General features: G+C 72.2%; 19 protein-coding genes, 1 pseudogene and 1 riboswitch. Of the genes and pseudogenes, 10 read left to right on the top strand and 10 right to left on the bottom strand.

The features are described 5' to 3' along the window. Nucleotides 1-17: 17 nt before the first annotated feature. The 4 genes from V6V47_RS06810 to V6V47_RS06795 form a co-directional block, all read right to left on the bottom strand. Nucleotides 18-716 carry a carboxypeptidase-like regulatory domain-containing protein gene (locus V6V47_RS06810; protein WP_334627160.1) on the bottom strand — a complete coding sequence of 233 codons (699 nt, stop codon included), beginning with the start codon at nt 714-716 and terminating at the stop codon, nt 18-20. Beyond that, nucleotides 713-1321 carry a glycine zipper family protein gene (locus tag V6V47_RS06805; RefSeq protein ID WP_334627159.1) on the bottom strand — a complete coding sequence of 203 codons (609 nt, stop codon included), beginning with the start codon at nt 1319-1321 and terminating at the stop codon, nt 713-715. The genes V6V47_RS06810 and V6V47_RS06805 overlap by 4 nt, the downstream gene beginning before the upstream one ends. A gap of 12 nt (nt 1322-1333) precedes the next feature. Then, a complete protein-coding gene (locus V6V47_RS06800) occupies nt 1334-1678 on the bottom strand; it encodes a hypothetical protein (protein WP_334627158.1) in 345 nt (114 codons plus the stop codon). 148 nt (nt 1679-1826) lie between these two features. Then, nucleotides 1827-2642 (bottom strand): LppM family (lipo)protein, encoded by an 816-nt coding sequence (locus V6V47_RS06795; protein WP_334627157.1) that lies wholly within the window; start codon nt 2640-2642, stop codon nt 1827-1829. Between the two features lie 131 nt (nt 2643-2773). On the opposite strand from V6V47_RS06795, the gene V6V47_RS06790 reads away from it, so the two are divergent. After that, complete coding sequence (locus tag V6V47_RS06790) at nt 2774-3193, top strand: NUDIX domain-containing protein (protein ID WP_334627156.1); 420 nt, start codon at nt 2774-2776, stop codon at nt 3191-3193. Nucleotides 3194-3199: 6 nt separating this feature from the next. Here V6V47_RS06790 and V6V47_RS06785 read toward each other — a convergent pair whose 3' ends face one another. After that, the gene (locus V6V47_RS06785; protein WP_334627155.1) at nt 3200-4369 is read right to left on the bottom strand and encodes an FAD-dependent oxidoreductase; all 1170 of its coding nucleotides are present in this window, start codon (nt 4367-4369) and stop codon (nt 3200-3202) included. 70 nt (nt 4370-4439) lie between these two features. On the opposite strand from V6V47_RS06785, the gene V6V47_RS06780 reads away from it, so the two are divergent. Continuing rightward, complete coding sequence (locus V6V47_RS06780) at nt 4440-5069, top strand: TetR/AcrR family transcriptional regulator (protein WP_334627154.1); 630 nt, start codon at nt 4440-4442, stop codon at nt 5067-5069. Between the two features lie 262 nt (nt 5070-5331). Further along, nucleotides 5332-6453, top strand: a complete 1122-nt coding sequence (locus tag V6V47_RS06775; RefSeq protein ID WP_334627153.1) for an FUSC family protein — start codon at nt 5332-5334, stop codon at nt 6451-6453. A 269-nt stretch (nt 6454-6722) separates the two neighbouring features. Here V6V47_RS06775 and V6V47_RS06770 read toward each other — a convergent pair whose 3' ends face one another. Continuing rightward, nucleotides 6723-7100 carry a winged helix-turn-helix transcriptional regulator gene (locus V6V47_RS06770; protein WP_334627152.1) on the bottom strand — a complete coding sequence of 126 codons (378 nt, stop codon included), beginning with the start codon at nt 7098-7100 and terminating at the stop codon, nt 6723-6725. Nucleotides 7101-7221: 121 nt separating this feature from the next. Here V6V47_RS06770 and V6V47_RS06765 point away from each other — a divergent pair, with 121 nt between their 5' ends. From V6V47_RS06765 to V6V47_RS32685, 3 genes and pseudogenes are all read left to right on the top strand, one after another. Next, nucleotides 7222-8097 (top strand): NAD(P)-dependent oxidoreductase, encoded by an 876-nt coding sequence (locus V6V47_RS06765; protein WP_334627150.1) that lies wholly within the window; start codon nt 7222-7224, stop codon nt 8095-8097. A gap of 116 nt (nt 8098-8213) precedes the next feature. After that, a pseudogene (locus V6V47_RS32690) lies at nt 8214-8351 on the top strand (transposase); the annotation flags it as partial. Then, nucleotides 8336-8581, top strand: coding sequence for a transposase (locus V6V47_RS32685; protein WP_442934196.1), 246 nt, complete (start codon nt 8336-8338; stop codon nt 8579-8581). The pseudogene V6V47_RS32690 and the gene V6V47_RS32685, both read left to right, overlap by 16 nt. A gap of 14 nt (nt 8582-8595) precedes the next feature. On the opposite strand, the gene V6V47_RS06755 is transcribed toward V6V47_RS32685, so the two are convergent. Both V6V47_RS06755 and V6V47_RS06750 read right to left on the bottom strand, forming a co-directional pair. Then, nucleotides 8596-9303 (bottom strand): alpha/beta hydrolase, encoded by a 708-nt coding sequence (locus tag V6V47_RS06755; protein ID WP_334627148.1) that lies wholly within the window; start codon nt 9301-9303, stop codon nt 8596-8598. A 92-nt stretch (nt 9304-9395) separates the two neighbouring features. After that, nucleotides 9396-10385 carry a LacI family DNA-binding transcriptional regulator gene (locus V6V47_RS06750; RefSeq protein ID WP_334627147.1) on the bottom strand — a complete coding sequence of 330 codons (990 nt, stop codon included), beginning with the start codon at nt 10383-10385 and terminating at the stop codon, nt 9396-9398. Between the two features lie 164 nt (nt 10386-10549). Here V6V47_RS06750 and V6V47_RS06745 point away from each other — a divergent pair, with 164 nt between their 5' ends. Then, a complete protein-coding gene (locus V6V47_RS06745) occupies nt 10550-11815 on the top strand; it encodes an MFS transporter (RefSeq protein WP_334627146.1) in 1266 nt (421 codons plus the stop codon). 210 nt (nt 11816-12025) lie between these two features. Beyond that, a complete protein-coding gene (locus V6V47_RS32680; RefSeq protein WP_442934195.1) occupies nt 12026-12316 on the top strand; it encodes an aldo/keto reductase in 291 nt (96 codons plus the stop codon). Here the strand turns inward: V6V47_RS32680 and V6V47_RS06735 are convergent. After that, the gene (locus tag V6V47_RS06735) at nt 12276-12935 is read right to left on the bottom strand and encodes a hypothetical protein (protein ID WP_334627145.1); all 660 of its coding nucleotides are present in this window, start codon (nt 12933-12935) and stop codon (nt 12276-12278) included. The genes V6V47_RS32680 and V6V47_RS06735 overlap by 41 nt on opposite strands. Nucleotides 12936-12992: 57 nt before the next feature. Next, nucleotides 12993-13613, bottom strand: coding sequence for a DUF1062 domain-containing protein (locus V6V47_RS06730; protein WP_334627144.1), 621 nt, complete (start codon nt 13611-13613; stop codon nt 12993-12995). Between the two features lie 400 nt (nt 13614-14013). On the opposite strand from V6V47_RS06730, the gene V6V47_RS06725 reads away from it, so the two are divergent. Together V6V47_RS06725 and V6V47_RS06720 are read left to right on the top strand one after the other, a co-directional pair. After that, nucleotides 14014-14817: a maleylpyruvate isomerase family mycothiol-dependent enzyme gene (locus V6V47_RS06725; RefSeq protein WP_334627143.1), complete on the top strand. Its 804-nt coding sequence runs from the start codon at nt 14014-14016 to the stop codon at nt 14815-14817. A 328-nt stretch (nt 14818-15145) separates the two neighbouring features. Beyond that, nucleotides 15146-15481, top strand: a complete 336-nt coding sequence (locus tag V6V47_RS06720; RefSeq protein WP_334627142.1) for a hypothetical protein — start codon at nt 15146-15148, stop codon at nt 15479-15481. A 154-nt stretch (nt 15482-15635) separates the two neighbouring features. Next, nucleotides 15636-15813, top strand: a riboswitch (cobalamin riboswitch). Nucleotides 15814-16018: the final 205 nt, after the last annotated feature.

The following is a 16018-nucleotide window of genomic DNA, read 5'->3' as shown; positions in this document are numbered from 1 at the left end:
TCCTGTGCGGGTGAGCGTCAGTGGGTCGGTGGCGCGCAGACGATGACCAGGTCGGGTTCGGCGGGGTCGACGTCGGCGGTGAGCACGAGGCCGTGCCCGGTCAGCCGAAGCCGGACCGGGCCCGGGTGCTCGGGGTCGTGCGGGACACCGACGATCAGGAATCGGCCGTCGGGACCGGTGCGGGTGGCGGTCGCCGTGCCGGGCAGTTCGACCCGCATAGCCGCCAGTGGCTGGTCCTGAGTGCCGACCACCCGGCCGGTGAGGGTCCGGAGCTCCATCTGCCGCAGGCGCAGCGGTTGCAGCACCGGCGGTGCGGCCGGGGTCGGGTGGTCCACCTGGGCCGGCACGTCGATCAGTAGTGCGGGACGTGGCGCGCTGCCGAACGCGGTCCACATCGGTGCCTCGCCGGCCTCCAGCACCACCGGGTAGCTGCCGTCGCGGGTCGCGGCGGTGAGCACCCGGTCCAACCCGGGCAGCCCGGCCGGCCCGGTCGCGCAGAGCAGGTAGCGGACCGTGAACCGGTACGGCTCGCGGACCGCGCCGCTGGAGCGGGTCTGCCGGGCGGGGCGCAACTCCAGCGGCCAGAGGGTGAGCCCGCCGGCATCGCCGTCGGTACGGGGCGGGCCGATCGGGACGGTTTCCCCCGCCGCGCTGGCCAGCCAGGCGGTCAGCGCGGCGGTGGCCGCCTCGATCGGTCCGCGCCCGTCGGTGCTCATCGCGGTGGCGTCCCCTGGATCCGGTACGCGATGGCCTCGTTCCAGACGTGCGGGTAGACGCCGATCTCGAAGTACCGGGTGAACCGGTTGATCGGCGCGTTGGCGTGGTCGTGGTAGAGCAGCCACACCGGTGCGATGGTGAACAGCACGTAGTTCGCCAGCACCAGTGGGATGTAGAGCGGGCCGAGGAGGCGCCCTTGGAAGATGTGCACGTCCTCGTGCCGTTGGATGCCCGAGCTGGAGCCGGCGCAGACGGTGCCGATGGTGGTGGCGTAGCGGGGCGAGACCCCCTCCACCACGCTTACCCGGCCGCTGCCCGCCGAGGTGGGCCGGTCCAGGGAGTGCCCGAAGAGCAGGTGTACGGCCAGGTAGATGGCCCCGATGAACGTGTTCAGCAGGCTCCAGGTGTGGTCGACGACGAAGAGCAGGATGCCGCGCGCGTCCGAGGCGTACACCCCGGCGGAGGTGATCGCCCAGCCGAAGACCGCGCCGACCAGCAGGCCCACGACGGCGCCGACGAGCAGGCCGATCGTGCCGCCAGCGAGGTAGCCGAACAGGGCGCCGAAGCCGACCTGCACCACTGTGCTGATGATTCCGAAGATCATGACGTCATCCCCTCAGACCCAGGAGCGGACGAAGCGAGGCTCGCGGTTCTGCGCGACCTGGGTTGGCGACGCCTGGGTCGCCTGCCGGTTGCCGGGCGGGATCTGGTTGATGCCGAGCGCGGCGGAGAAGATGACCAGCGCGTTGAAGAACGCGATGACCCACTTCTCGCCGCCGGCCTCGTCGGCGAACGCCGCGGTCACGTAGGAGAGCAGGAGCGCGATGCCGATGGCGATCCACTTGCGGGCCTTGTCGCCGCTCGGGCCGATCAGCCCGCCAATGACGTTGGTGGCCAGGAGGGTGGCGGCGCTGGCGCCGGCGATGCTGCCCAGGGCTGCCCAGGTGTAGAGATCGTTCATGGCGATCTCCCTTCGATTTGTGCGATGTGCGACCGGGATGAGGTGGTGGTGAGGTCCGGTGCTCCCGCAGGGGAGCACCGGTGCCGGTCGCCGTCGTTGCGGGGCGGCCGGGGCCGGGCGTGGCCGGCAGGACCGGCCACCGGAGAGATCAGCCGGGCCCGGGCGCGCCGGCGGGCGGGCCCGGCGAGGTGGGGCCCGGTGTGGCTGCGGCCGGCGCCGTCGGGCGACGGCGACGCAGCAGGAGTACGCCCACCACGGCGAGAACCAGCAGCAGGAGGACCACACCGCCGACGACCAGCAGCCAGGGGAACCCGCCCCCGTCGTCGCTGGCGGCGGCCGGCGAGGCGGACGGTCGAGGCGGTGCCTCGGCGACGGCCCGCAGCTCGGCCGGCTTGTCCTGGTTGGGATCCACCTTCCAACTGACCGAACGACCGTTGATGGTGCCATTGGTGTCGATCACCCGGCCGGGAAAGGTCACCGAGATCTCGAACGACATCAGCTTCATGAATGCCTGTTGCTGCTGAGGGTTCTGTTCGGCTACTTTTCCGCCGTATTTCTTGGGATCGAGCGGAAGCGTGAAGCGGTAGAGATCGCCGTCCCGGACCAGTTTCACGCTCTCGCTGTCGAACGTTTTCAGTGGCGCCCTGCGGTACGTGATCTGGCTGCCGAAGAATTTTGCGTCGTTGTAGGTCGTCTCCTCGCCGGCGGGCAGCGCGGGGATGTTCTGCCGCAGTTCGGCGAAGGCCGCGGGGATGTTCTTGTTCCGCGCGGTCAGCACCGATTTCTCGGCGGTCAGGAGGAGTTGTCCGTCGACGGTGTCATCGGCGTTGACGGTGAGCCCCATGTTGAGTTGCATGCAGCCGCTCAGCGCGGCGAGGAGGAGAAGGCACACCGCGACGCGGAGTGCCTTACCGCGGTTGACTCTCCTGTTCATGCGCTCAGTGTGTGTGATCAGTTTCACCACAAGCAGTCAGCGATCAGTCACAACGCAGTCGCCGATCTTACCGGCGCCCTGTCATGTTCGGCTGAGGCCGGCGGCGGCGCAATTGACTACTCTGGAGCTTTATGCCCCGCCGCGATGGCTAGGCTGATCCGATGATCACAATCGCGTGTGTGCTGCTGGTGGACCCCGACGGGCAACTGTTGCTGCAACTGCGTGACGACAACGCCATTTATCACCCGAGCGTGTGGTGCCTGCCTGGTGGGCACGAGGAGCCGGGGGAGACGCCGGGGCAGACCGCCGAACGGGAGCTGTGGGAGGAGACCGGCCTTCGCGCCGACGGCCCGCTGCGTCCGTACGCCGTGCAGCCGGTGCCCGAGATCGCCCGGGTGATGCACTACTTCGTGGGGTCCACCCGGGCCCGCCAGGAGGATGTGGTGCTCGGGGAGGGTGCCGCGATCGTCTTCGTGCCCGGTGACCAGGTGCTCGACGGCCGCCCGTACACGCCGGGCACCGTCGAGGTTCTCACCCAGTTCCTCGCCTCACCCGAGTACGTCGCTGCCGCCGCCGGCTGAGCAACCTCAGCTCGGCTCGGCCGGGGGCAGCCAGTCCGCGTAGCGGGCCATCCCGCGCAGCGCGGCCCGAGCCGGGGTGAGCCGTAACGCGGTGTCCCGCACCGCGACCGCGAGGGGGTTGCGGAGCTGCTGCCCGTACCGTCCGGCGCGGAAGGCGGCCCGGGCGATGGCCTGACTGCGCGGGCGACGGAGTCGGTCGTACGCCGCCAGGGCGGCCGGCAGCCCCTCGGCGCCGCCGGCGCAGACCGCGCCGAGCACCACGGCGTCCTCGATCGCCTGGCCGGCGCCCTGCCCGAGGTTGGGCGTCATCGCGTGGGCGGCGTCGCCGAGCAGTGCCACCCGCCCCCGCACGTACGACGGCAGCGGCGTGGCCAGGTGGTGGATGTCGTTGCGCAGCAGCACCCCGGGTGGAGTCGCCGCCAGCAGCGCCGGGATGGGTGCGTGCCAGTCGCCGAGTTGCTCCCGGACGGCTGCCAGCTCGTCCGGTGCGTGGCCGCCGGGCGGGGCGGTGAGGGCCGCGTACCAGTAGACCTGGCCGCCGCCGAGTGGCACCATGCCGAACTCGGCCGCGGGGCCCCAGGTGATCGCCGCCGGGACCGGCTCGGAAAACGCGATGGCGGTCCGCCAGGCCGTCGAGCCCGCGTACACCGGGGCGGGGATCTCCGGCCAGAGCTGGGCGCGCAGTCGGCTGCGCAGCCCGTCGGCGCCGACCACCAGATCGGCGGCGAGGGTCTGCGGGCCGTCCGGGCCCCGGTAGCGCACCTCGGCGTGGTCCGGGCCGGACCCCACCTGCTCCACGTCGGTGCCGGTCCGCACCGACGAGGCCGGCAGTGCGTCGCGCAGGATGCGGTGCAGGGTGGCCCGGTGTACGCCGAGGGCAGCGGTGCCGAGCTGCCGGATCATCTCCGCACCGTCCACCCGGGACAGCCACCGCCCGCGCCGGTCGCGGATCCCGCCGGGTGCCTCGGCGTGGTCGCCGCAGCGCACGGCCGGGCCGAGACCGAGGGCGTCCAGCCCGCGCAGTGCGTTCGCCATCAGGGTCAGCCCGGCCCCGACCTCGCGCAGCTCGGGCGCGCGTTCCAGCACGGTGACCCGCCACCCGTGCCGGCGCAGGGCGAGCGCCGCGCTCAGCCCGCCGATTCCGCCGCCGACCACCACCGCGTGCGAGTCGTTCACGTCGGCCGCCCTTCTACGCCTGTAGAAGAGTGATACTACCTCCGGACCACGCCACGGGAAGGGGAGGTTCGTGACGGCCCGGACGAACCGGATCGCGCTGCTGGCCGACGCTGCCATCGAGCTGATCGCCGACGGTGGCATGCGGGCGCTGACCCACCGCGCCGTGGACGGCCGCTCCGGAATGCCGCTCGGCACCACGTCGGCGTACCTGCGCACCCGGCAGGCCCTGATCGAAGCCGTGGTGGGCCGGCTCGCCGACCTGGACCGGGCCGACCTGGCGGCGTACGACCTGCCGACCGGGCCGCCGCCGCCCGCGCCCGGCCCGCGGCTCGACGGCGACGACCTCGACCTGCTCGCCGCCGGCATCGCCGAGGTGCTCGACCGCTGGCTGGGCGCCGGACGCAGTCGGACGTTGGCCCGCTACGCCTGCCTGCTGGAGGCGGTGCACCGCCCCGAGCTGCGCGGCATCCTGAACCACGGCACGGGCCTGCGAGTCCAGGCCCGGGACCTGCTGACCCGGGCCGGCGCCACCGACCCGGAGCGGCAGGGCGACCAGTTCGTCGCGTTCGTCGACGGGCTGCTCTTCGACCGGCTGGTCGGCGCCGGCGCGCTCACCGCCCCGGCACCCGGCAGCCCGGCCAGCCGCACCGACCTGACCGGTGCCGTTCGCACCCTGCTGCGCGCCCTCGCCGGGAGGTGACCTCCGCGTACGGCGGGTCGAGCACCGAGCGGAGCAGGAAGGCACCCCGAGCCCGGGGACCGTCGAGCAGCCCGGTGAGGGGGACCATCGCGCGATGGTAGACGATCGCCAGGGGCGCTTCGGGTAGCGCGAGCCACGGTCAGCCTGCGCGGTCCCGCTGTCGGCGCGTCACTGGACCGGCGCTGCGTGGCGGTGGCGCGTGGCGGTCGCACATGGCGGTGGCGCGTGGCGGCGAGCCAGAGTTTGCGGGAGGTGAGCGAGGGTGGGGTTCGGTGGGCTGCGGGTCGCCGGTGGGCGTCTGCGGCACGGCTGGCGGCCGGTGCTGGAGGCGACCCTCGCGGCGACCGTCGCCTGGCTGCTGGCCACGCGGCTGCTCGAGCATCCGCAGCCCTTCTTCGCCCCGGCCGCCGCGCTGATCGTTCTCGGTCAGGCCCGGGGGCAGCGGGTTCGTCGAGCCGTCGAGGTCGTCCTCGGGGTGGCCGGCGGCGTGCTGGTCGCGGACCTGGTGGTGCAGGCGTTGGGTCCGGGCAGCACCTGGACCGTGCTCACCGTCATCCTGCTCACCGTCCTGCTCGCGGTGGCCTTCGGCGCCACCGCCGTGACGCTGACGCAGGCCGCGGTCTCCGCGCTCTACCTCGTGGTGGTCGCGCCACCGGACGGGTCACTCGTGCCGTTCCGCTTCGTCGACGCGCTGGTCGGTGGCGCCGTGGCGCTCGCCGTCAGCCTGATCGCCGACGCCCGGCACCCGCTGGCCCCGCTGGTCGCCGAGGTGCGCCGCACCTTCGACGAGCTGGCCGGGCTGCTCAGCGGCATCGCCGACGCGTTGGACCACCACGACGAGACCGCCGTGGTCGCGGCGCTGTCCCGGGCGCGCGGCATGGACGCCCGGGTCGACGCGCTGCGCGACGGGGTGCTCGCCGCCGGTGAGGCGTTGCGGCTCAACCTGCGTCGGCGCCGGCACATCGGCCGGCTGCGGTCGGTGGACGAGTCGATCCGACAGATCGACTACGCGGTACGCAACGTCCGGGTGCTCGCCCGCGCCAGCGTGACGCTCAGCCGCCTGCAGTCCTCGGTGCCGCCCGAGCTGGGCGCCGCGCTGCGCGCGCTCGCCGAGGCGGTCCGGGAGGCCGGCGCAGCGCTCGCCGCCGACCTGGATGGGCAGGACGAGACCGCTGACCGGCACGCGGCGCGGGCGGGCGACGCGGCGCTCGCCGCCGTGCACACCGCCGGGCAGCTCTTCGGGTCGACACAGACCCTCCCGCTCGCCATGATCATCGGCCAGGTCCGCGCCACGGCCATCGACCTGCTGCGCGGCGTCAACCCCGACGAGGACGCCGCCGTCCTCGCCCGGGTCGACGACGCCCTGGGCCTACCCCCGATCTGACGCAGGCTCGCCCAGGCCCCGCCCAGGCCCCGTCGAACACCATGATCGACGCCGGTGGCGGTGGCGCGCGGGTCAGAGAGTGTTGTTCGGCGAGCGATCTTGGCCGCCGAACCTTTCGTCACCCGAGCGTGGCCGGCTCGGGCCGCACCATGTCGATCCTGACCGACCTGCACCCCGGTCAGGATCGGCTGCAGCCACACACCTCCCGGGACGCGTTTGCTGCTCGCTACCGGTGCAAGAAGTCTGTTGCCGTCCCAACTCGGGTGCGCTCAGCGAGGAACTGCCCCGGCAACGTCGACCGGAACCTTCTCCGCGCCGATCCGCCGGATGCGTTCGGTGCCCCAATTCCCTAAGGATGCCAGTGCGGCGTTGAGGGATACGCCGTGCTCTGTCAGGGAGTACTCCACCTTCGGCGGCACCTCGCGGTACACCTCACGATGCACGAGCCCGTCTTCTTCCATCTCCCGCAGATGTTGAATCAGCATTTTTTCGCTGACGCCCGGCAGACCGCGTCGGAGCTCGGCGAACCGGCGGGTCCCGTAGTTGTGCAGCTCCCAGAGGATCAGCGACTTCCACTTGCCGGCGACTACGTCCATCGCGGCGTCGATCCCGCAGAAGTAGGGGCCACGTCGTGCTGAAGTTGCCATCCGCCCCTCCAAGGCCTACTTACTTTCAGGTGGGTACCTGACTAATTAGTCGGTACTAGTCGACCTTACCGGCAGCGGAGAGGATCTCCCCGAACGACGAACACGAGGGGAGCCCCGAAACATGACAACCAACGACAGCATCCAGGTGAGCGTTCTCGGACTGGGCGCGATGGGTAGCGCTCTCGCAGCCGCCTTGGTGGAGGCCGGACACGCGACAACGGTCTGGAACCGCTCAGCGGGAAGGGCGGACAACCTGGTTGCGCAGGGCGCGCAGGCGGCCGCCACGGCAGGCGAAGCGGTCCGGGCCAGCCGGCTGGTGATCGCATGCCTGCTGGACCACGCGTCGGTCCACGAGGTGCTCGATCCGCTCGCCGACGAGTTGGCCGGACGAACGTTGATCAACGTGACCACGACGACACCGGAGCAGTCACGCGAGATGGCCGCCTGGGCTGCCGATGCAGGGGTCGCGTATCTGGACGGCGGCATCATGGCCGTCCCGGAAATGATCGGTCAGCCTGGGTCATCGATTTTCTACAGCGGATCGGCCGCCGTTTTCGACCAGTACAAGCCGCTGCTCGACCTGTGGGGCGACGGTACCTACTTCGGTGAGGATCCCGGACTGGCGTCGCTGTACGACCTCGCCCTGCTCTCGGGCATGTACGTCATGTTCGCCGGATTCATGCACGGCGCCGCCATGGTCGCCCCGGCCGGCGTGACGGCGGGCGAGTTCGCCGCCATGGCCGCACCGTGGTTGACCGCCATGACCGGCGGGTTGCAAGGGTTCGCCGAAGTCATCGACGGCGGAGACTACACCGTCGAAGGGCAACAGAGTCTGGAGTTCTCCGACCTCGGCGACATCATGACCGCCAGTTCCGACCAGGGCATCAGCACCGAGGTAGTCGCCATGGTCCAGGGCCTCATCCGGCGCCAGATCGAGGCAGGCAACGGAAAAGAAGGCTTTGCGCGAATCATCGAGAGCATCAAGCAACCACGCTAAGGAAGTGCGGCGCGCCGTTCGCGCCAGAAGTTGGGTCATCCCCGCCAAGATCGCGTCTTTGCGGACAACATGAATACTGGCGGGGATGACGCCCGCCGGGCGCCCTGACCGACGCGGTGTGGCAGGTCGTATCCGCTCACCTGCCGGTACGGGATCCGGCCAAGGGTGGACGGCCATTGACGTACGGCCACCGGCTGATCACCGACACGATCCTCTACGTGATGGTTCCGGGCTGCGCGTGGCGCCTCGTCCCGCCAGGCCGAGGGCGCGACCCAGCACCGACCGCGGCGGTGCTGGACTCCCAGTCGGCCAAGTCCGCTGCGGCGGCGAGCAGATCGGCTTCGACGCGGGTAAGAAAGTGCGAGGCCGCAAGCGGCATCTGCTGGTCGACACGAACGGGCTGCTGCTGGTCTGCATGGTGCACTCCGCCTCGGTTCAGGACCGCGCCGGGGCCAGGCTGGTGCTGCACTCCATCGACCAGTAGTACCCCACACTCTCTCAGGGGCGCGGGGTCAGCCAGGTGATGGCGGACCCGCGGACCGGAGTGGGGAGTTCGTGGCCGCCCGGGAACTCCTCGAAGGTGACGTCGTAGCCGAGGCTGTGCAGGTGCGGGACGAGCCGGCGGCTGCACACGTCGATCGGCAGGACGCGGTCGTCCACGCCGTGCGAGATGAAGATCCGCGGCCGGCCGTGGGTGACCGGGGGCGCGGCGAAGCCGGGGGAGAAGGCCAGCACCGCGTCGACCAGGTCGCCGTTGGCCAGGCCCAACGAGAGGGCGTACGAGGCGCCGTCGGAGAAGCCACCGAACGTCACGTCGCGTACCGGATAGCCGTCGAAGGTGCTGGTCAGCAAGCCGTCGATGCGCCGCACGTCCACCCCGAACCCGCCGGCGATCAGGTCCCAACTGCTCGCCGCCGCCTGCGGGGCGACCAGCAGCAGGTGGTGCGCGTCCGCGACCGGCCGCAGCAGGTCCAGCCCCTGCCGGGCGGAGCCTCCCGCCCCGTGCAACAGCAGCACCAACCGGTACGCCGTCCCGTCGGTCGCGGGCTCCGGGGCGTACACCATCGCCAGCAGCTCACCATCCGGGCCGATGATCGATCTCAGTCCGGCGGGCGCCGGCGCCACCGGCGGGTGCGGCCGTGCGGTCAGGCGACCGTGCGGGGGGTCCTCCGCCGGCTTCCGGCGCGGCGGCGCGAGTTCGGACACGGGTCACCGCTCCTCGCTGTCGACGGCGTGTGCGCGGCGGTTACCCGACCCACTGCCGCTAAACCACCCGGCCCGGCTGTCGGGAGGGCTGGTCAGGCGCTTTCGCGGGCTACCAGGGCGGAGGGGAAGAGGGTCGCCGGCGCGACCGGGCGCCCGTCCAGCACGGCGGTCGCCGCGGCGGCGGCGATCCGGCCCACCGGGTGGCTCGCGGTGGTCAGCGCGGGGGCGGTCATGCTGGCCAGCGGGATGTCGTCGAAGCCGGCCACCGCGACGTCGCCGGGCACCCGTACACCGTCGTCGCGCAGCGCCGCGATCACCCCGAGCGCGGTCTCGTCGCTGATCGCGAAGATCGCGTCAAGGTCCGGCCAGCGCCGCAGCGCCTCGCTGGCCGCCGCCCGGCCGCGCTCGGCGGTGAAGTCGCCGGGCAGCACCCGCTCCGGCAGGCCGACCTGATGCATCATGCGGCGGTACGTCTGCACGGGGCGCTGCGAGCACGGCAGCCATTCGGGGCCGGTCACCATGGCGATCCGGCGGCGCCCCGTGGCGTACAGGTGGCGTAGCACCTCGTCGGTGCCGGTCACGTTGTCCACGTCGAACGACGGGACGGTGGCCGAGCCGATGCCGATCGACGCCACCCGGCCGCGCAGCGACCGTGGCACGGCGTCCAGCAGCTCGGCGGTGGTGTTGACCAGCACCACGCCGCAGACGCTGCGGTCCCCGGCGAGCTGCCCCAGGCGGCTCGGCTGGCCCAGCGGCAGCCAGTGCAGCGCCACCCCGATGCCGGCCGGCGCGCAGACCCGGGCCGTCGCGCCGACCACCCGGTGGACGTACGGGTTGTCCAGCACCTCGGCGCTGGTGCCCTGGACCGCCACCACCAGCCGTACGCCACCGCCCCGGACCAGTGCGCGGGCGGCCTGGTTGGGCACGTAGCCGAGCCGGTCGACGGCCGCCGCGACCCGCTCCCGGGCCGCCGGCGAGGCGAACCCGGTCCCGGCGATCACCCGCGAGGCCGTGGACCGGGACACCCCGGCGACCCGCGCGACGTCCTCCAGGGTGGCCGGTCGGTGCGCTGCGGTCGTCATCGTTCCCTCCCTCCGGCAACCCGTCCGCAAGGACGAACGCCTCACTCGGAATCATGCCGGGCCGGTCCATCGGCGGTAAGGGGCGGGCATCCCGCTTGTGGTGGAAGCGCTCTCAGGTGTGCGATCGTGCCAGGAGATCATCCCCGGAAAGAGGACCTGCACCCGTGAGCGCCGCCACCAGTCCACCCGCCCCCTCGGTCACCGCCCCGGCACCGCCGCGGGCCGTGCTGACCGCCCGCAACGGCGTCGCCGTCACCTTCACCCTGAACGGGCTGGCTGTCGGTAGCTGGTTCTCCCGGGTGCCGGCGGTCCGTGAGTCGTTGGACCTCTCCGCCGGCCGGCTCGGGCTGCTGCTGCTGGCGATGAGTGCCGGCGCGCTGCTCGCGATGCCCACCTCCGGCCTGCTCGCCCAGCGCCTGGGTGCGGCCCGCACCGTGAGGCTGGGTACGGCGGTGCTCGCCGTCGGCCTGACGGTGGCCGGCCTGGGCGCCACGGTCGCCGGGTCGGCCGTCGTTGTCGCGGTGGGGCTGGTCGCCTTCGGCTACGGCTCCGGCGCCTGCGACGTCGCCATGAACGTCGAGGCCGCGGCCGTCGAGCGGCGGTTGGGGCGTACCGTCATGCCCCGCTTCCACGCGGCCTGGAGCCTCGGCTCGGTGGCTGGCGCGGCGATCGGCGCCGGGGCGGCCCGGTTCGACCTGTCCGTCGGCGCGCACCTCGCCGCGGTGGCCGTGGTGGTGCTCACCGGGACCGTGCTCGGCTCCCGGGCGTTCCTGCCCCGGCCGGCCGTCGACCCGGCCGAGCGCACGGAGGACGCCAGCCCGGCCGCCAACCGGCGAGCCCAGCTCGCCGCCTGGCGGGAGCCGCGCACCCTGCTGATCGGGCTCTTCGTGCTGGTGGCGGCGTTCGCCGAGGGCAGCGCCAACGACTGGGTGGCGGTCGCCTTCGTGGACGGCCGGGACCTGAGCGAGGCGGCCGGCGCGGCGGTCTTCGGCGTCTTCGTCGTCGGCATGACCCTCGGCCGCACCGCCGGCACGATCGCACTGGACCGGTGGGGTCGGTTGCCGGTGCTCTCCGCCACCATCCTGCTCGCCGTGCTCGGCGTGGGCCTGGCCGTGCTGGCCGGTTCGGGGCCGGTGGCCATCGTCGGTGTCGCGCTCTGGGGGCTCGGCGCGTCGCTGGGCTTCCCGGTCGGGATGAGCGCGGCGGCCGACGAGGAGGCGCACGCGCCCGTCCGGGTCAGCGTGGTCGCGGTGATCGGCTACACGGCGTTTCTCGGTGGGCCGCCGCTGCTGGGGCTGCTCGGCGACCGGGTCGGCACGCTGCACGCGCTGCTGGTGGTGCCGCTGCTGCTGGTGCCGACGCTGGCGCTGGTGCCGGTGCTGCGCCCGCCGCATCCCGCCGGACCGACCGCTCCAGCACAGAAAATCTAACCCAGGCCGGCTCGGCGCGGTATCGGGTGCGCGGCCGACTGCGCTCGCGCACCCGAGCTGGCTGGGGTCGCCCGATGCCAAGCGACACGATCACCGCCGCCCCGGCGGGCACCGGGACCCTCGGCGACCGCACCGTGCACCGGATGGGCTTCGGCTCGATGCGGATCACCGTGCACCCCGACCGGGAGCGGGCGGTCGCGCTGCCGCGCCGTGATCGTCACCAAGGTCGGCTTCGGGTACGACCCGGCGACCGGCTTCCACCAGGCGTTCACCGCGGCCGAACTGCGCGCCCAGGTGGAGGAGAACCTGCGTCGGCTCGGGCGCGACCAGCTCGACGTGGTCAACCTGCGGCCCGGTCCGGCGCCGCTGGCCGAGCGGTTCGGGGCGCTGGCCGAGCTGCGGACCGCTGGGCTGATCCGGCACCTCGGGCTCTCCAACGTCCAACTCGAGGGGTCGGGGGTCAGTCGTGGAGCCAGACTCGGAGGGGGCCCAGGCGGGTGAAGCCGGCCGCCAGGGCGGGGGCCAGCTCCGGGTCGGCCTCGTAGCCGACCAGCGGCACCCGGGGAAGGGTGGCGAGTAGCCCGAGCCAGATCTCCGCGGGGTCGACGGTGTGGGCGAAGAGGTTGGAGACGCCGTACACGCCGTCGCCGCTGACGATCACGCCACCGGCCACGGCACCGCTGTCGTCACAGTGGGCCAGTATCCGTACCCGTGGGTCGTCCAGCAGGGCCGGCCGGAAGAGCTCACCGCCGCCGTGCGCCGCCGCCCAGGCGGCCAGCCCCGCGGGTGTGGTGACCGGGGTGAGCGGTGTGCCGACCGGAGGGTCCACCGGCGGCCGGTGGATCCACTGTGCGTCGAAGAGCACCCGGAAGCCGTGCTCGGTGAGGTCGAGGTCGGCGAAACTGTCCTTCACCGATGCGCCAGGCCCCGCGTCGATCCGAGTCAGCAGGGCGTCGCCGTCGATGCCGGGGCGGAGCGTGACCGCGTCCGGGTACCAGGGTGGCGACCGACGGGCCACCGACCAGGTGTCGGTATCGGTCACCGAGCGCAGGCCGTGACTGTCGCAGACGATCCCGCACCACCGGGCGTTGTCCAGGGCGGCCACCACCCGAAGATCCACCACCCGGATGGTACGGGCCGCCCCACGGCGCAGGTCATCACGCCGTGGGGCGGCACCTCATGCCTGCCCGGGAGACAGCGGTGGGGCGGTGACGACCAGGAAGGTCAAGTCCTCGCGGGCCCTGGCGTCGATGGGCAGGGGCAGGCGGATGCGCCCGGAGTCGACCATGCCTCGTACGGCGGGACGGCTCAGGCCGAACCCGGCGGTGAGCAGCTTCTCGACCCGGATGGGTGCCGGGAGCTCGAACCTGATGATGACCTCGAGTGGCGCGGCATCCTCGCGCCGGAGGTCGTAGAACGGTATGTCGGTGTCCAGCCGCCAGGTGCCGGTCCAGTCGAGCTGGTAGGCGGCCTTGCGGGCGAGCGTCGCGTCCATGGTCAGCTGTCGCACGATGGCCGGATCGTTGTTCTCGAACATCAGTAGCCGCTCGTTGTCCAGCGCCCGCACGTTGATGCGCTCGTGGACGGGGATTTTCGACGTGCGGCCGCACAGGTCGCAGCAGATCAGCAGCCACACGTCGAGCAGCTTGTGGTTCGCGTTGACCCGGATCTTGCCGGTGGGACGGTGCCGCGTGGACCTGCATGACACGCAGGTTTTGACGATGGTGGGCAGTCCGAGCTCGCTGACCACCCACAGCGCCTTGCGGTCGATGCCGGTTCCGCGACCGTGGGCGGGCACGCGGATATGGCGGGAACTATTCATGGCTTCGGCGATTCCAAGATCTCGGCAGGAGGCGCCCGGCAGCGCGATGGCGCGCCGGGGGTGCCTCCCGGGTCCAGTGGCGGGCAGCCGGCGTCTCGGCGGGGAGCACGCCGGCTGGCGCGACGTCGCAGATCACGTCGCGTGAAGGAAGCCCGCACCGGTTACGCGGTGCGGGCTTCGAGTGGCACGGCGGACGGAGACGGGGAGGTGACTCCAACCCGTCTGCATCGCGCACGTGCGCCACTGGTCACTGATCCATGCGGATCAGCGTGGTCGACCCGTGGGCCTCCGGGCAACGGATTTTCCGCGTGGCCCCGCCGCCGGGGGCGGGGAATTTCCGCTGTCGGTTGTCGAAGGGGGGTGGTACAAAGCCGCGGTGGAAAAGACTCTGGAGTTCGCTGACCTGTTGCGCCTGATGGAGGAGCGATCGACCGCTTTCCGGGCGGCGGTCGCCGCGGCACCCAGCCTCGACGTGCGGGTGCCGACCTGCCCCGAGTGGACGTTGTTCGACCTGGTGCAGCACCTGGGCGAGGGGCGCCGCAAGTGGGCCGCCATCGTGGCCGCGGGGCCCGCTGACGCTCCGCCGGCGATGTCCGCCCCGGTGGCGCCCCGGGAGCGCGAGGCACTGCTGGCCTGGTTCGCCGCGTCGACGCGGGAGTTGCTGGACGCGCTGCGGGAGGCCGGCCCGGATCGTGGTTGCTGGACGTGGTGGGGTCCGTCGCAGTCGCCGCAGACGACTGGTGCCGTCGCCCGGCACCAGCTCCAGCAGGTCGCCGTGCACACCTACGACGCCCAGGTCGCCGTGGGCGCCCCGCAGCCGCTGCCGGACGAGGTGGCCCTCGACGGTGTCGACGAGTTCGTGACCACCTGCGTCGCGACGACGGCCGCGTGGCCGCACAAGCCCGCGGTCGTCGACTACCACGCCACCGAGGGCCGTTCCTGGCGGCTCTGGTTCTCCGCCGACGGCGCCCGGACCGCCCGCCTCCCCACGCCGGTCGCCGGCGAAGGCCCCGAGGCGGCCGTCGCTGGCGAGGACTCGGATGCGGCCTATGTCTCCGCCCGGGGCACTGCCCATGAGCTGGTCATGTTCTGCTACGGCCGCATTCCGATGGACTCGCTGCGGGTCGACGGCGACCGGCGCGTCTTCGACCAGCTGATCGCCTGGGAGCCGGAGGAATAGGACACGACGACGGAGCCGCCGCCCTGCGCCGACCTCGGCCTCAGCGCGCGGCGGTGGGTCCGCGGCCCGGGATGATGTACAGCAGTCCGGCCCGCCCGGTGGCGATGAGATTCAACCCCGTAACCGGCCGCCGCTCGTGCCACCCTCGATCACTGTGTCGTGAGCAGGTCCCCGGCGGGCGTGGACAACTGCTGACGACACAGTGATCGAGGAGTCGGCAGTGGCACAGCCACGAGCGGCGGGGGTCAGGGGATTTACAGGTGGGGTGCAGGGTCGTTTCAGGGTGGGGTGGTGCACTGGTAGGGGTTTGAGGGAGAGGGGACGCGCCATGGGGTGGTTCAGTCGGCGGTCTCGGGGTGGCGAGGCGACCCCGACGAAGCTGGACCGTGAGGCGACCCGGGACGACCTCGCCGCACTCGAGGCGTTCATCGCCAGCCGGCACGGGGTGGAGTTCTATCTCGAGCCGGAAACCACCGCGACGGATACCACGGTGGTGGCGATCGCGCACGACGGCGAGTGGATCCGTCGTCGTACCGGCACGCCCCGCGCGGCGGGCGCCATCGCCCGCAAGCACGCGGTGCCGCTCTACGAGGCGGGCCGTACCGGCTATCCCGAGCGGATGCGGGTGTGGAGCCGGGCGCACCCGGAGCGCCGAGCACGCTGAGACCGGTTCCGCGCAACGATCTGGCTCCGGCGCTGTTGCGTCCGTTGAAGCAGAGCAAAGGGTGCGCGACAGCAACCCGAGGCAGTGCCGCGGCAATCGCTACTCCTCGATGGCTGCGACCGGGATGCCGTTGACCGGCCTCGGACGGGTGTGGCAGCATTCGCGACCTGACGGCAGTGAAGGAAGCCGGTGTGATTCCGGCGCGGTCCCGCCACTGTCACCGGGGAGTCATCCCCCCTCGCGAGTCACGGCCGTGTGTCTGCGGTTGGAAGGCCGGGGGAGAGCGTCGATCCGGGAAGCCAGGATACTTCGGCCGTCGGGACGTACCCCAGGGCGTGGACACCCGAGGAGGACCCGATGACGCACGGCGTCTCATTCATCGATCAGTATCGCTACGGCTGGCATGGCGGACACCACGCCGCCCTCGGTCGGGCTGTCGGTCGCATCGGCCACCGGCACCGCTGAGCCGCGCACGCCAGCGCTGACGCCGCACGCACCCACCCGCACTCGTCCAGGTCGCCCGCGTGGCGGCAGGGA

This window comes from Micromonospora sp. CPCC 205539 (assembly GCF_036906815.1).
Lineage (GTDB): Bacteria > Actinomycetota > Actinomycetes > Mycobacteriales > Micromonosporaceae > Micromonospora.
The sequence above is the reverse complement of the archived record's forward strand: the minus strand, read 5'-3'. Positions and strand labels throughout refer to the sequence as shown.

Coding starts and splice junctions, on each gene's coding strand:
- V6V47_RS06805 (WP_334627159.1), bottom strand. CDS start 1,321: ATGATCTTCGGAATCATCAGCACAGTGGTGCAGGTCGGCTTCGGCGCC.
- V6V47_RS06770 (WP_334627152.1), bottom strand. CDS start 7,100: ATGGCAACTTCAGCACGACGTGGCCCCTACTTCTGCGGGATCGACGCC.
- V6V47_RS06720 (WP_334627142.1), top strand. CDS start 15,146: ATGGGGTGGTTCAGTCGGCGGTCTCGGGGTGGCGAGGCGACCCCGACG.
- V6V47_RS06750 (WP_334627147.1), bottom strand. CDS start 10,385: ATGACGACCGCAGCGCACCGACCGGCCACCCTGGAGGACGTCGCGCGG.
- V6V47_RS06790 (WP_334627156.1), top strand. CDS start 2,774: ATGATCACAATCGCGTGTGTGCTGCTGGTGGACCCCGACGGGCAACTG.
- V6V47_RS06800 (WP_334627158.1), bottom strand. CDS start 1,678: ATGAACGATCTCTACACCTGGGCAGCCCTGGGCAGCATCGCCGGCGCC.
- V6V47_RS06765 (WP_334627150.1), top strand. CDS start 7,222: ATGACAACCAACGACAGCATCCAGGTGAGCGTTCTCGGACTGGGCGCG.
- V6V47_RS06810 (WP_334627160.1), bottom strand. CDS start 716: ATGAGCACCGACGGGCGCGGACCGATCGAGGCGGCCACCGCCGCGCTG.